Origin of the sequence: Roseovarius sp. S88, assembly GCF_037023735.1 — a bacterium.
GTDB lineage: Bacteria > Pseudomonadota > Alphaproteobacteria > Rhodobacterales > Rhodobacteraceae > Roseovarius > Roseovarius phycicola.
The window spans coordinates 1,656,457-1,670,807 of record NZ_CP146069.1 but is presented as its reverse complement, the minus strand read 5'-3'; the positions used below and the strand labels follow the sequence as shown (position 1 = coordinate 1,670,807).

General features: G+C 55.6%; 14 protein-coding genes and 1 pseudogene. 8 read left to right on the top strand and 7 right to left on the bottom strand.

Annotation, left to right across the window (positions count from 1 at the left end):
- Positions 1-107 precede the first annotated feature (107 nt).
- From RZ517_RS08450 to RZ517_RS08440, 3 genes are all read right to left on the bottom strand, one after another.
- Positions 108-851 carry a 1-(5-phosphoribosyl)-5-[(5-phosphoribosylamino)methylideneamino] imidazole-4-carboxamide isomerase gene (locus RZ517_RS08450; protein WP_338551008.1) on the bottom strand — a complete coding sequence of 248 codons (744 nt, stop codon included), beginning with the start codon at positions 849-851 and terminating at the stop codon, positions 108-110.
- Between the two features lie 214 nt (positions 852-1,065).
- Positions 1,066-1,644 carry a YceI family protein gene (locus tag RZ517_RS08445; protein ID WP_338551007.1) on the bottom strand — a complete coding sequence of 193 codons (579 nt, stop codon included), beginning with the start codon at positions 1,642-1,644 and terminating at the stop codon, positions 1,066-1,068.
- 161 nt (positions 1,645-1,805) lie between these two features.
- A complete protein-coding gene (locus RZ517_RS08440) occupies positions 1,806-2,288 on the bottom strand; it encodes a hypothetical protein (protein ID WP_338551006.1) in 483 nt (160 codons plus the stop codon).
- 273 nt (positions 2,289-2,561) lie between these two features.
- On the opposite strand from RZ517_RS08440, the gene rpsF reads away from it, so the two are divergent.
- The 6 genes from rpsF (at position 2,562) to RZ517_RS08410 (ending at position 5,969) form a co-directional block, all read left to right on the top strand.
- Positions 2,562-2,918, top strand: a complete 357-nt coding sequence (rpsF, locus tag RZ517_RS08435) for a 30S ribosomal protein S6 (protein ID WP_338551005.1) — start codon at positions 2,562-2,564, stop codon at positions 2,916-2,918.
- A 26-nt stretch (positions 2,919-2,944) separates the two neighbouring features.
- Complete coding sequence (gene rpsR / locus RZ517_RS08430; RefSeq protein ID WP_317055034.1) at positions 2,945-3,172, top strand: 30S ribosomal protein S18; 228 nt, start codon at positions 2,945-2,947, stop codon at positions 3,170-3,172.
- A gap of 14 nt (positions 3,173-3,186) precedes the next feature.
- Positions 3,187-3,834 carry a 50S ribosomal protein L9 gene (rplI, locus tag RZ517_RS08425; protein ID WP_338551004.1) on the top strand — a complete coding sequence of 216 codons (648 nt, stop codon included), beginning with the start codon at positions 3,187-3,189 and terminating at the stop codon, positions 3,832-3,834.
- Positions 3,835-4,040: 206 nt separating this feature from the next.
- Positions 4,041-4,343: a helix-turn-helix domain-containing protein gene (locus RZ517_RS08420; protein ID WP_338551003.1), complete on the top strand. Its 303-nt coding sequence runs from the start codon at positions 4,041-4,043 to the stop codon at positions 4,341-4,343.
- Positions 4,340-5,053, top strand: coding sequence for a helix-turn-helix transcriptional regulator (locus RZ517_RS08415; RefSeq protein ID WP_338551002.1), 714 nt, complete (start codon positions 4,340-4,342; stop codon positions 5,051-5,053). Before RZ517_RS08420 ends, RZ517_RS08415 begins: the two co-directional genes overlap by 4 nt.
- A 118-nt stretch (positions 5,054-5,171) precedes the next feature.
- Positions 5,172-5,969, top strand: coding sequence for an acyl-homoserine-lactone synthase (locus tag RZ517_RS08410; RefSeq protein ID WP_338551001.1), 798 nt, complete (start codon positions 5,172-5,174; stop codon positions 5,967-5,969).
- Between the two features lie 73 nt (positions 5,970-6,042).
- Here the strand turns inward: RZ517_RS08410 and tig are convergent, their stop codons facing one another.
- Positions 6,043-7,371, bottom strand: coding sequence for a trigger factor (gene tig, locus RZ517_RS08405; protein ID WP_338551000.1), 1,329 nt, complete (start codon positions 7,369-7,371; stop codon positions 6,043-6,045).
- A gap of 406 nt (positions 7,372-7,777) precedes the next feature.
- Here tig and RZ517_RS08400 point away from each other — a divergent pair, with 406 nt between their 5' ends.
- Positions 7,778-8,512, top strand: a complete 735-nt coding sequence (locus RZ517_RS08400; RefSeq protein ID WP_338550999.1) for an alpha/beta hydrolase fold domain-containing protein — start codon at positions 7,778-7,780, stop codon at positions 8,510-8,512.
- A gap of 415 nt (positions 8,513-8,927) precedes the next feature.
- On the opposite strand, the gene RZ517_RS08395 is transcribed toward RZ517_RS08400, so the two are convergent.
- Entirely contained in the window at positions 8,928-10,745 is a 1,818-nt protein-coding gene (locus tag RZ517_RS08395) for an ABCB family ABC transporter ATP-binding protein/permease (RefSeq protein ID WP_338550998.1), read from the bottom strand.
- A 60-nt stretch (positions 10,746-10,805) separates the two neighbouring features.
- Positions 10,806-12,011, bottom strand: a complete 1,206-nt coding sequence (locus RZ517_RS08390; RefSeq protein WP_338550997.1) for a LysM peptidoglycan-binding domain-containing protein — start codon at positions 12,009-12,011, stop codon at positions 10,806-10,808.
- A 98-nt stretch (positions 12,012-12,109) separates the two neighbouring features.
- On the opposite strand from RZ517_RS08390, the gene RZ517_RS08385 reads away from it, so the two are divergent.
- Positions 12,110-12,661 (top strand): TIGR00730 family Rossman fold protein, encoded by a 552-nt coding sequence (locus tag RZ517_RS08385; RefSeq protein WP_338550996.1) that lies wholly within the window; start codon positions 12,110-12,112, stop codon positions 12,659-12,661.
- Positions 12,662-13,149: 488 nt separating this feature from the next.
- Here the strand turns inward: RZ517_RS08385 and RZ517_RS08380 are convergent.
- Positions 13,150-14,309, bottom strand: a pseudogene (locus tag RZ517_RS08380) (IS30 family transposase).
- Positions 14,310-14,351: the final 42 nt, after the last annotated feature.

The window sequence follows — 14,351 nt, the reverse complement described above, 5'->3', positions numbered from 1 at the left end:
TTCTTTCGCTGCTCTTAGCGCGCCTTACCCCCCATGGGCAAGCCCATCAAGGCGAAGAGCCGCGCATCGCCGCTCTTCCTTGAATTGTCTGCAATTGAGCAGCAGCTCTACTGGAAATCCGCAACCGGCTCCGGCGTGGCCTGTGCCAACTCCAGCGCCTCCGCCAGATCGACGTCCTTGGACAAAAGCGCGCGCCCAATGATCGCACCCGAGATATTCGGCACATATTTCAGCAACGACACATCGTCGGCCATGCGCACCGTTCCACGTGCAATCACCTGATGCCGCGTCTCAGCCGCAAGGCCCGAAATCACGCCCACAGAGCCGTCGGTGTCTTCGATGTCGGCATCGATATCCGTCACGATAATCCCGGCCAGCGGAGCTTCATCGAAGGCACGCACGAAGGTGGCAGGATCAAACGCGCTTTGCGTCCGCCAGCCTTCGGTCATCACGGAGCCTTGAAATATATCCACGGCCAGCACGATCTGATCAGGATGCCACTTGGCCAACTCGCGCACCATCTCGGGCTCATAGGCCGCCATCGTGCCAATCACGATGCGACCGGCCCCTTTCTCGATCCAGCGCTCTACAACTTCACGCGACCGAAACCCGCCGCCAAGTTGTACGGGAATGCCCGCAGAGCGAATGATCTCTTCCAGCAGATCATTGTTGTTGCCCTCTCCTGCAAGCGCATTGATATCGGTGACATGCATCCATTCAGCACCTGCCGCCGCAAACCCTTTGGCGGTCTCAAGTGGATCAACATGCCAAAGAACAGGGTCCTCCAATCGACCCCGCGTGAGTGACACACATTTACCATTGTGAAGTTCTAATGTCGGGTAGATGATCATGGCAGCCAAACCTTCATGAGGGAACGCCCATCTTAATTTCGGGCATAGCGTAAAATGCCTCAACTCAAGGTTTTGGGATAGACACAAATCGGCATCCTGTTGCCTGATAGCGAACTGGCACAAGGATGCGCTAAATTTTGCGTGCAGTACGCCAGAACAAAAAAGACCCAGGATTTTCATCCTGGGCCACAATAACTCCTGTCTCAGCTGCGGATCACTCGGCCTTACCAGCCTCGATAGAAATCCGCACATCCAGCTCGTCGCTTACGTTTGGCGCGAAAGCTCCCAGGTTAAAATCGGACCGCTTGATCACTGTCGTGGCATCAAACCCGGCCCACTCTTTGCCGTTCAGCGGGTTTGGACCGCTCTGGTTCATGGTGGCATCAAGCACCACGGATTGCGTAACTTCATTCACGGTCAGATCACCGGTGATTTGGGCTGTGTTGTCACCGGTCACTTCGATTCCGGTCGACGTGAACGTGATCATGTCACCATCTTTCGCGCCAAAGAAATCATCGGCCATAAAGTGAGTGAAACGCGCTTCCCAGCCTGTGAACAATGATTTGACCGGCATTGCGACAGTTACGCTTGAGGCCGCCGGATCATCCTTGTCAAACATGATCTCACCTTCAAATCCGGAGAACATGTTGTACGTCGTGGAAAACCCTAAGTGGTTGTAAGAGAACATCACCTGGCTATGGCTGGCATCGAGTGTGTACTTCTCAGGCGCCGCAAAAGCCGCTGTTGTGGTGGTCGCCAGTGCGAGGATCGCGGCGGTGGCAATACGTTTCATGTCTGTGCTCCTTGGCGTGTCAAATGGACCATGCGCTTTAAAATGGAGCATACGAGCTCCAGAGCAAGTTGGTACTTTTCAACACTTTGTGTGGAATGACGAACAGAAACAGGCCCGATCACGCACAACTGTTAAAACATGCTTGGGCTGAGATCGGAAAACTACTGTGCTTTCAGGCTGCGCAATAGTGCCTTACCTTCTTCCTCGCCGATTTCGACATCGACCATCAATTCGCCTTGCTCATCGCGAGCACGCAACCGGTCCTTGCGCAGCGAAAGCTCTTGCAGATCATCCATCTCATGACACGCTTTCAAAACCGCCCGTCCACGATTGTCGTATTCATAAACCCGAAGCTGTCGTGTAATGAGATCTACCTGCACTTCCGGCTCGCGCGCGCGCGCCGAGACGCCATGAAACAGAAACGCACCGGCCGCCACCATCAAACAGGACGCCACCAGCTTGATCAGCTGCATCGCGCTGTCTTCGGCTGGCACCAACCAGATCCCCAAAGCTGCCATGTAGAGCGCGCCACCGGCGCATGAGGCAATTGCTCGCCGTGCAGAACTGGCACGTTCCGTTGGTTCCAGTATCGCATCCGTCATATCATGGGTTTGCGTGTCGGAGTGATCAGAAACAGCCGTCATTGTCCTGCCTTGTCAAAGCCTATTCCAGTCGAACTTGAAAAAAGATTTTGCCAAGCAATCGCGACAGAAATGGGGCCAGCATTCGGCAGGGTCGTGGCGATTTGCCCTACGGGCAGCCTGCTCTGGCCTTCCCCGCTTGCGCAAACAGACGATCCATCGTATAGCCCGGCTTCCTTTCGCTCAAACATTTGAACCGCGCAGTCTCTCGTGGATGGGTCGCGAAAGGCAAATGGCCCGCCTTTGAAATGCGCCTAGACAGAAGTGGAACCACACATGCCGCTCTATGAGCATGTTTTTATCTCGCGCCAGGACTTGTCCAACACGCAAGCTGAAGGCCTTATCGAACATTTTGGAACCGTCCTTTCGGACAATGGCGGCAAGATCGTCGAATCCGAATACTGGGGCGTCAAAACGATGGCCTACAAGATCAACAAAAACCGCAAGGGCCACTATGCCTTTCTGAAGACTGACGCGCCTGCCGAGGCTGTTCAGGAAATGGAACGCCTGATGCGTCTGCATGATGATGTGATGCGCGTTTTGACCATCAAGGTCGACGAGCATGCCGAAGGCCCGTCCATCCAGATGCAAAAACGCGAAGAGCGTGGTGACCGCCGCGAACGCCGCAGCTGATCAGCTTGAGAAAAGGACTGTAAACCATGGCAACAAAACCATTTTTCCGTCGTCGTAAAGTGTGCCCCTTCTCAGGCGAGAATGCACCCAAGATCGACTACAAGGACACAAAACTCCTGCAGCGCTACATCTCTGAGCGCGGCAAGATCGTGCCCTCCCGTATCACCGCAGTATCCGCCAAAAAGCAGCGTGAATTGGCCCGTGCCATCAAACGCGCCCGCTTCCTGGCTTTGCTGCCTTACGCTGTGAAGTAAGAAGGAAATTTGACATGCAAGTAATCCTTCTCGAACGCGTCGCCAAACTGGGCCAGATGGGTGATGTTGTGGACGTAAAGCCAGGCTTTGCCCGCAACTTCCTTCTGCCTCAGAAAAAAGCCTTGTCGGCCTCCGAGGTCAACATCGCTCAGTTTGAAGCGCAGAAAGCCCAGCTTGAGGCCAACAACCTTGAGACCAAGAAAGAAGCCGATGCGCTGGCCGAAAAACTCAATGGCCAACAGTTCATCGTGATTCGCCAAGCCTCCGACGCCGGGTCGCTTTATGGCTCCGTCACCACACGTGACGCCGCCGAAGCCGCGACCGAGGCCGGGTTTACGGTTGACCGCAAGCAAGTCGCGCTGACTGGCCCGATCAAAGAGCTTGGTCTGCACGACGTGCTGGTCAACCTGCACCCTGAAGTAGATGCGACAATCCAACTGAACGTTGCACGTTCACAGGAAGAAGCCGAACTGCAGGCATCCGGCAAGACGATTCAGGAACTGGCCGCAGAAGAAGAAGAAGCGGCTGACTTTGAAATTGCGGAGCTCTTTGACGACATTGGATCGGCAGCAAGTGATGACGCCGATCTGGCCGAGGCGGTGGAGGATGTCCTGCCGGAAGAGCCGACAGACGACGCCGGGACAACAGACGAAGATAGCTGAAACTACTTTAAAGTCTGAACATTAGACCGCCTGACTTGAGTTAAGTCAGGCGGTTTCTTCTTGGAGGACGCAACGCGCGCAAATCTTATTGAAACAACCTTAAAATGTGTTACTCTACTTAAGGTAGTATTTTGGGGTGTGACATGCAAATTGATAAACTCATCGGACAAAGAGTCCGCGCTCTTCGCCAGCACAAGGGTTTGACCATGGCGGATCTCGCGCATGCACTTGGTGTCCCAATTGACCACATGCAGGACTATGAAACTGGCGCACGGCGCATTTTACCGTCGCAGCTTTGGTTGATCGCGGATTGTTTAGGTGTTTCGGTCGTCCGCCTGTTTCAGGATGATCCGTCCGGGGACCAAAACAGCAAAGACGTAGAAGACATGTTGGAGCAGTTCGACTTGCTCCCCGCAACAAGTAAAACCCGCGTTCTCATGCAAATGCGTGCTTTGTCCTCCCCTGAAATGAACCCCTTGCCGCCGCCAGCCAACAAACGGCCGCTATGACCCCGTACACAAGTCTCATTGACTTGGCGAAAGCGCCCAAAGGCCAAGTGGATTTTGTAGAACAGCTTAACACGGTCTGTGACACACTTGGCCTGGATTATGCCTCTTACGCGTCGACCAATCCCATTTCGGGAAAGGTCCATGCGTTCACGACCTATCCAGATACCTGGAAAGAGCATTACATGGATGAACGCTTCCATCTCGTTGATCCAACGCTCAAAGCCGCGTCGCGCAGCATCGCCCCTGTGGATTGGCAACGGCTTGAACAGGACCTTGGATTTCAGTCTGTCTTCAACCGCGCGCGGGATTTCAGCCTGCCTCAGTCAGGCCTCACTGTGCCGGTCCGCGGTCCATTTGGCGACACGGGTCTCCTGAGCGTTACCTCGGAATTGTCGACCCCGGACTGGGTCAAGCTGAAATCCGAGGTCATTCAACAGCTCCAGACGCTTGCGGTGAACCTGCACGACACGGTCATGCACACAGAGCAACTGTCTTATCTGCTTCAACGCACGGCCCTCTCAACGCGTGAGCTGGAAATCATGCAATGGATTGCCGCGGGCAAATCGCAGCAGGATGTGGGCGACATCCTGTCGATTTCCGTGCGCACCGTCGAAGTCCACCTCAGGTCAAGTCGCGAAAAACTTTGCACTTTAACAACCGCCCAGGCCGTTGGACGGGCTGTCAGTCTTGGTTTGATCGCACCGGGATGATCTCATTCCGTAGCAATTTGAGCATTCTCAAACCGCACTACGGGATTCCCCCAATATCCAAAATCTGAGTGGCCTCTATCCTCCTTCCCAGTCGCACCAAAAAGGGAAGGAAAAGACTATGTTGTTAGTAGTAGACGCCCTCAATAAACATCGTTTCAAAACCATACTTGATCAAATGTACCAGTTGCGCGCGCGGGTTTTCCAGGGTCGCATGGGCTGGGATGTAAATGTGCGAAATGGTCGGGAAATCGACCTCTTTGACGGGCTTGATCCAGCTTATGTGATCACACTCGACGACCGTTACAACGTGACAGGCTGCGCGCGTCTTTTGCAGACGACAGGCCCTCATATGCTGTCAGATGTGTTCTTTGATATTCTCGATGGCGAGCCGCCGCTTCGCAGCGCAACCATCTGGGAATCCACGCGGTTTTGCGTGGACCGAGAACGCCTCTCCGGCGGGCATGGCAAAAACACGGTCTCCTACACCACCTCTGAACTGATGGTTGGGATCATGGAATATGCCAAATCCTCGGGCATCGCGGATATCATCACGGTGATTGACCCGTTGATGGATCGCATTCTGCACCGCTCGGACAATGCGCCTTATGGCTATGTCGGCAAGACCGCTGACATGGGCAAGGTCAAGGCCTTGGCCGCGCTGATTGACTGCACCTCGGAACGAATTGACAAGGTCCGCGCTTTTGCCGGGGTCGAAGGCAACATCTTTGTCTCCGAGGAAGAAGTCGAAGCGGCCCTCACGCCAACCCCGGAGGCAGCGCTCGATCCAGAGCTGAAGACCTATATGCGTGATCAAATCGCTTCGGCAGATACCGAACGCGAACGCGCTGCGGCCCTGGCGCTTCAAAAGGCGCTGTCGGGCACACCCGCCCCGGGAACACGCGCCTACGACGCCTGATCAACACCACCACTCGCACAAAAAACGGGCCGCTCAATTCTGGCGGCCCGTTTGCTTTACCTGTGGTGAAGGATCACTCGTCCAGCGCCTCTACCGCTTTTTCAAGCTTGGCTTTGGTGACTTCTTTTTCCGTCACCTTGGCTTGCCCAGCGATATGGTCGATGACCTTTTCCTCAAAGATCGGCGCGCGAAGCTGTTGGCCCATCTGGGGGTTTTGCTGAACGAATTCAAAGAATTCACGTTCCTGCCCCGGATACTGACGCGCCTGTTCCATAACCGCCTGGGTCATTTCTGCGTCGGTCACATCCACTTCGGCCTTTTTGCCCAGCTCCGCGAGCAACAGGCCCAGGCGCACGCGCCGCTCGGCCAGTTTGGTGTGCTCTTCTGTGGGCTCAATCTCGGGGTGGTCATGCCCTTCAACATCCGGATTCTCATCATGCCAGAGCTGATGTGCAATCGAATCCGCCTCGGCCTTGACCATCGAAGGAGGAAGCTCAAAGCTCACCAACTTGTCGAGTTCATCAAGAATGCCACGCTTCATCACCGCGCGTGCCGCGCCTGTGTACTCAGATTCCAGACGCTCACCGATTTGCTCTTTCAGCGCGTCCAGGTTTTCAGCACCATATTTCTCCGCCAAAGCGTCGTTAATTTCTGCCGCAACAGGCTCTTTTACCGCTTTGATTGTGCAGGTGAATTCAGCATCCTGTCCGGCCAGATTGGGCGCTTGATAATCATCGGGGAACTTGACCTTCGCAACTTTCTCTTCACCGGCTTTGACACCGACAAGTTGCTCTTCAAAACCGGGGATAAAGCTATTGGACCCCAGAACCAAAGGATAGTCTTCTGCACTGCCGCCATCAAACGCCTCGCCGCCGACACGGCCCACGAAATCCATAACGACCTGATCGCCGTCTTTCGACTTTGTACCCTTCTTGCGATCTTTGAAATCCTGCGCCGTCTTGGCGAGGTTTTCGAGCGCTTCTTTGATGTCCTTGTCCGCAGCCTTCGCCACCAGACGCTCCACCTTGATCTTGCTCAGATCCACCTCTGGGATGTCCGGCAGCGCCTCGTAGCTCATATCAAGCTCGACATCCTCGCCCGGTTTCCAATCCTCATTGGTCATCTTCACATCGGGTCGCGCGGCGGGCTGTTCGCCGGTTTCCTCGAAATGTGCATTCATCGCGCCGTCGACGGCCTCTTGCATGGCCTCGCCCATCACGCGCTCACCAAACTGCTTTTTCAACAGTGGCAGCGGCACCTTGCCCTTGCGAAAGCCCTTCATCTCGATGTCCGGCTGCGCTTCCTTGAGCTTGTCCATGACCTTGTCATCAAGCTCTTTGGCCGAAAGCGTCATCGTGTAGCCGCGCTTGAGGCCTTCTTTCAACGTCTCTGTGACCTGCATGTTCGTCCTTCCATTGCATCTTTGGCCGCAGAGGCGTCCGCGGCGGTCAAAATCACTGGGGTCTTCTATGGGGGCATAAGGCGGTGTGCAAGCGGAGTTTTTGACGGCTTACGGATACGTAATGCATGCGTTTCCCCGTGCTCGGTGTACGTTTGTATAGAGGTCTGCAATGCGGGACGTTGCGGGCTTTCGCCGCAGTCGCGAAAATACTACAGCCAAGAGCGCCTCCCGGTGTCTCGAACGGAGGGTAGAGCAGGCGGTCGGTTCAAGCCCAAGCAACACTGCGACATACTCTGAGATCCGTCATAGAAACCGTTTGGTCATTGTCCGCCACCGTGCAAACTCTGTCCTCGCACCCGAACCTGACTCGTCAAAAATAACCAGCTGGCCTCTTAGGAGAATTTGCATGCCAAGAAAAGAAGCAAACCAAGAGTTCGCTGAAATCAGCCTCGAGGCAGAAACGCTCGCAGCTCAGGCGATAGCAACCACCCTAAGGGATTTTGGCCAGCCAATCTCCGAGATTCGGGCGATGTTGCGCGAAGCCAACGCTCCAGTCTCAAGCGATGTGATAGAAGTGACAGGAGTAACCTTGTCAGAACGGATGATTGAGGGCGTGACCTGCATGGTCATCGATCCGCCGGTTCCACGGGGCAATCGTGAAATCATCTATCTTTTCGGGGGAGGGTTTTCGGTAGGCAGCCCTTTCGAGGACTTGCCGATTTCAGCCAAACTCGCCGAAAAAACCGGTGCGCGAGTAATTGCCCCCCATTATCCACTTGCTCCTGAGAACCCATTCCCTGCAGCTCTAAATGTCTGTGAAGATGTCATCTCTACCCTGCTCAATGAAAACCCTGGGGCATGTCTTTGCGGAGAATCCGCCGGCGGAAATCTTGCTCTCGCAACTGTCCACCGATTGAAGGCACGTGGAGAACGTCTTCCACGCGCGCTGGCACTCATGTCGCCTTGGGTGGATATCAAGAACCTAGGGGATAGTGGGGTTGCCCGACGCGACCCATTTCTGCGTGCGTCCGAGATCGACGTATTTCGCTCAATGTATATTCCAGAGAACGCTGATCAGACCAGCCCCGATCTTTCGCCGATTTACGGACCTTTCGATGACCAATTCCCCCAGTATTTGTAACCAGTGGAACGCGGGATTACCTGTTGAGTGGCTGTGTTCGTTTAGACCGGCTAATGAGAGAATCCGGAGCCACGAGCTATTTAAGAGTTTGGGAAGGCATGTGGCATGTGTTTGAGTTCTACCCGAGCATTCCTGAGGCCGAGGCGTCAATAACGGATATTGCAGAATTTTTGGCCCAAAATCTCTACTGAACGAAAGCAAAGAACGAGGTATTTTTTACGTAGGCTTTTCCCGTAACGTGGCCCTGCGTTGGACCTGCCGTGTATGACAGCTTAACGTCGTTCGCGGCGTGCTGCATATGCAAAGAGCTGCCAAGCGACCAATGACTAAAAGGGCTCTAACCCGCCCTCCAACCCAATCCTTGGGTGAGAAAAACTTACAGCAAAACTGGGCTCAAAACAGTCCGGTATTGTTCCTACGCCACTTCATCCCGCTCTCGCGCCTGACGTCGCCAGAGGCTGGCGTAGCGGCCATCGCGCGCCATGAGCCCCTCATGCGTGCCGCGCTCAACAATATGGCCGTCCTCTAGAACGACAATTTGGTCGGCGTCAGAGATGGTGGACAGCCTGTGCGCGATGGTGATCACGGTGCGGCCTGTGCCCGCCAGTTTCAACGCCTCCTGGATGCCCTGCTCAGTTTCGGTATCGAGCGCGCTGGTGGCCTCATCGAGAAGCAGGATCGCGGGGTTCTTGAGCAGGGTGCGCGCGATGCCGACGCGTTGCTTTTCCCCGCCGGAAAGCTTCAACCCGCGTTCCCCGACCTGCGTATCATAGCCCTGTGGCAGGCTAGCGATGAACTCGTGGATTTGCGCGGCCTGTGCGGCCTCCTCGATCTCAGCTTGCGTGGCACCGTCTCGGCCATAGGCGATGTTGTAGCCCACCGTGTCGTTGAAAAGCACCGTGTCTTGCGGGACCACACCGATGGCGGCGTGCAGGCTGTCCTGGGTCACATCGCGCACGTCCTGACCGTCAATGCGCAGGGCCCCTTCCTGCACGTCATAGAAGCGAAAGAGGAGCCGCCCGATGGTGGATTTACCGGAACCTGAGGGGCCAACAACAGCGACAGTCTTGCCGGCCGGGATTTTCAGCGAAACACCTTTCAGGATCGATCTTTCAGGCTCATAGCCAAAGAAAACGTCGTCCAGCTCAACCGTGCCACCTTCAATTTTCAGGCTTTTTGCACCGATTTTATCCTCAACATCTGGTGCCTGCTCTAACAAATCGAACATTTCGCCCATATCGACCAAAGCCTGCCGGATCTCGCGATAAACTGTACCCAGAAAGTTCAGCGGCATGGTGATCTGGATCATGTAAGCGTTCACCATAACGAAATCACCCACGGTCAGCGCGCCACTCTGCACGCCCATGGCGGCCATGACCATCACGATAACCAGCCCGCTGGTGATCAGGAAACTCTGACCGAAATTCAGGAAGGCCAGCGAATAGGAAGTCTTGAGCGCGGCGCTTTCATAGCCCTCCATCGCGCTGTCATATCGCGCGGCCTCGCGGCCCTCGGCGTTGAAGTATTTCACCGTCTCGAAATTCAGCAGGCTGTCGATGGCCTTTTGATTGGCATCTGTGTCCTGGTCGTTCATCTCCTTGCGCAGCTTCACGCGCCATTCCGTGACCTTGAAGGTGAACCAGACATAGGCGGCGATGACGCCCATTACGACGGCAAGATACCAGAAATCAAAAAGCGTCCAGAGCACAATGCCGATGAGCATAAGCTCAAGGATCAGCGGACCGATGGAAAAGAGCAGAAAGCGCAGCAGGAAATCAACGCCCTTAACCCCACGTTCAATGATCCGACTGAGGCCCCCGGTCTTGCGCGTGGTGTGATAGCGCAGGGACATTTTATGAATGTGCTGAAAAGTTTCCAGCGCAAGCGACCGCAGCGCGCGCTGCCCGACTTTGGCAAAGATCGCATCGCGGAGCTGTTGAAACCCCACATTCATCAACCGCGCCATGCCGTAGGCCACAGTCAGGCCGATGGCCCCGGCGGCCAGCATCCACGCGGCTTGCTGGCCCTCACCGGCGAGCGCATCCACGGCAGCCTTGTAGAAAAACGGCGTGCCAACCGCGATGAGTTTGGAAATCAGAAGCGCGATGAGGGCAAAGACCACACGCCGTTTGACCCAACCCTGCCCCTCTGGCCACAGATAGGGAGCGACACGGCGGATCGTGCGCCAGCCTTGTTCAGGCCGCTCCGTGGTCGTGAGCGTGCGTCGACGCATTGGGTCCCCTCAACAGTGTGAACCCAAGAGATAAGTCGGTTGTCCGGGATTGACCACCCGTTATTGGGGAACGGTAAACACCTGACCCGGAAAGATCAGGTCGGGATCGCGAATGCGGTCGCGGTTGGCCTCGAATATACGCACAAAGAGCGTGCCATCACCGTAATTGTCCCGTGAAATGCCCCAGAGTGTATAACCGGGCTGCACCGTGACAGCCTGCACCAGTTCGGATTGCTCAAGAGCGGCTTCGGCCAGCACCTCTTCGTCTTCGCGTTTGAATGGCGTTTCTACGCGACTGGTGACATTGCCTTCGGCGTCGACCTCGTCAATGCGCAGAGTATAGACACCTGTATCGACCTCAGGCAATTCTGAGCGCCAGCTGCCATCTTCTTCGATTTGTGAGGTGATGACAGGCGCGTTGTCGATGTAGACACGCACAAATCCCTCCCCTGACCCGCGGCCAGATAGTTGTACCTCGCCTTCGGTGGAGTATGTGATGGCATCGAGTGCCACGACCGACATTACCTCCGGCGATAAATCTTTTGGTTGCGCAGGTTGCAGGACTTTCACACCTTCGTCGTCTGACAACAGAACGGCAGAATTTTGCGAGATGGCATTTTCCGTCGCAGCCTCAGCGGTTTCCGAAGTGGTCTCCGCAGTTTCTGTTTCGGCCTCTGCGGTTTGTTCAGATGCGGCATTGCTCGGCTCGTCCTCAGCGGCAATCACCTCTGGCGCCGCCACGGGCGTAATGATGATATCACCTTGAGAGTAAAGCACTTCTCCGGTCTCCGGCGATGTCATTGCAAGGCTCAGCACGCGGACTTCGGGGTCTGGCGCAACGTCTACAAATTGCACGAACTCGCCATTGCCCTCTGGCATGAACGTGCTCAGCACCTCTTCATCCAACCTGATCGAGGTCTCCCACCCTGGCTCGGCGCGTCCAGCAACGAGCATCTGCCCATCAGGTTCCAGGCGAAAGGTGCTGACCCTGGGCGGGAGTGGCAAAGACGGTTTGGGCTCATCCGCAGCAGTGGTTTCCGACTCGGGTGCAGGCGCCTTGGGTTGGACCTCGGCCTTTTCCGTCGTGTTTTCGGGTGAGCTTTGCGGGAGCGGTTGGACAGCCAGTTCAGGCGCAGCTGCCGCCTCTGGGTCGTTTGGCAACGGCGCAAAGACATTGGTCAGGTAAAGACCGGCAAAGATCGCGATCACAGCCCCACAGAAAAGACCCAGCGTCCAGCCGCCAACAGAACCTGTCCACTTGCTCATGACATCCCTTCCCACCCATCGCAGATCGCGCGGTTGCAGGAGCTTAGCAACCCGGGCTACATGGGTCAAAACAACCCTTCTCAGCAGTTGGTGATCTTATGACAGCGCGGTCAATCTGTGTCTTTTGCGGCTCACGCCCCGGCAAAAACCCCGCCTATATGGCGGATGCGGAGGTCTTTGGTACCATCATAGCGCGTCAAAACTGGCGTTTGGTTTATGGCGCGGGGGATGTCGGGTTGATGGGCGCAGTGGCGCGGGCTACGCAAGCGGCAGGCGGCGAAACCTTTGGTGTGATGCCGGACAGCCTGTTTGACCGTGAAATCGGCAAGACAGACCTGACGCATTACGTGCTCACCGAAACGATGCATGAACGCAAGAAAGTCATGTTCATGAACTGTGGTGCGGTGGTGGTGCTGCCGGGGGGCGCAGGATCGCTCGATGAGTTTTTTGAGGTGCTCACCTGGCGCCAGATCGGACTTCATGAAAAGCCGATATTTCTTTTGAATACAAAAGGGTATTGGGACAAGCTCATTCAGCTGATTGATCATGTGATTGATCAGGATTTTGCGGATGGCTCCTTACGCGAGTTTGTGCAGGTGGCAGACACGGTTGAAAACTTGGAGAAGGGCCTGGAGAAAGCGTTGGGCTGAGTGTCTGCAATGCGGACGAAGCTGCCTTTTATTTGTTCCGGTTATTTTACAACTCTAAAAGGATGGCCTGGATTACGTTCGATGAAATTGTCTACGTCACACAACTGTTTTGGAAAGGGCTCTGCGTCAGGGTAACTTCGGAAGCTAAAGAACCGAAATCCAGCAAACCATAGTTTTTCAACTTTCGACCTTTGCTCATGATCTGCTTTTTGGGGGCGCTTTAAAGGATCGGCCCATTTCAGCGACCTTTCCACCACACTCTGGGCAAACAGGAACATCTTTTTCCGGGGTCATTTTCCAAGACTTCCTGCAAGCGAAGCACGCGTGTGCTACCAAATACTCAGGCCCGCGCTCTTTGCGTTTTGGATATTCGGGAATTTCCCTCGTGCCGTTCTTACGACGCAAAGTCATTCTTCTAGCTTTTTCTTCACCCTTTGCCATGAGCACAGTCTGCCGGCGATTGGAAATGTCTGCTTTGAGCTGCGGATTCAATGGATCGCCGCAACACACTGTGCAAACTTCTCCGCCGGGGTTTCGTATTGCAAGGTTTTTCGTGGCCGCTCGTTGAGTTGCCGCGCGACGGCGCTGAGTTTGGCCTGACTGAGGGTCGACATGTCGATGCCTCGCGGGAAGTACTGACGCAAGAGCCGGTTGGTGTTCTCGTTACTGCCGCGTTGCCACGGCGATTGCGGATCGCAGAAGAAGACGTCGATCTTTGTCGCCATGGTGAACGCCGCATGGGCGGCCATCTCTGAGCCGCGATCCCATGTCAGCGAGCGGTAGAGTTCTTTGGGCAATTTTCGGGCCTGCTTGATCAGGGCGGTGATAACGCTTTGCGTATCCTTGTTCGCAACTTTGGCCAGCATCACGAACCGCGAGTGCCGCTCGACCAGCGTAGCGATGTAGCTGTTGTTTGCCCCAACGATCAGATCGCCCTCCCAGTGGCCGGGCACGGCCCGGTCTTCGATTTCGGGCGGGCGCTCGCTGATCGGCACTGCGTCTTTGATCTTGCGTAGCTTCAGACCTTTCTGGGTCGCATGCCGGGACCGACGGATGGCGCGCGGGCTGCGCAGGCATTGCTGCAGCTCCTTCTTCAGAACGCCGCGCGTCTGCACATAAAGGCTGCGATAGATCGTCTCGTGGCTCACACGCTCTCGCTCTTTGTTTGGGTGCTTGCGCATCAGCCAGCCCGCGATCTGCTGAGGAGACCACTTCAACCGCAGCTTTCGGGCAATGAACCGACACAAGTGGTCGTTGAAGGAGAGCTTACAGGCTTTGGGCCGCCTTGCGCAGTCCCATGCGCGCTGATCTGACAATGCCGCGCGATACGCCTTGCGCCCACCGTTTCTGCGCACCTCCCGGCTGATCGTCGAGGGAGTACGTCTAAGGTCGCGCGCAATAGAGCGCAATGACCGATCCCCTGCCAGCCCACGGGATATCTCCTCACGCCCCTCGAGGCTCAAGGCCAGCCGAGACCTGGTGCGTGCACGCGGACGGATACCACCAGTCAAAGCCAGATGCGGAAAATCGAAGACGACGCACGATCAAACCTGCGGCCTATCGAGCTCAGGGACTCACCCCGCTGCCACCGATCCCACATCTCCGACTTCTGTTTGTCCGTATAAAACGTCCGCGTGCGGTACTTCATGATCAACACTCCATCTCTCCAAAAAGATTAAAGTGTTGCGAC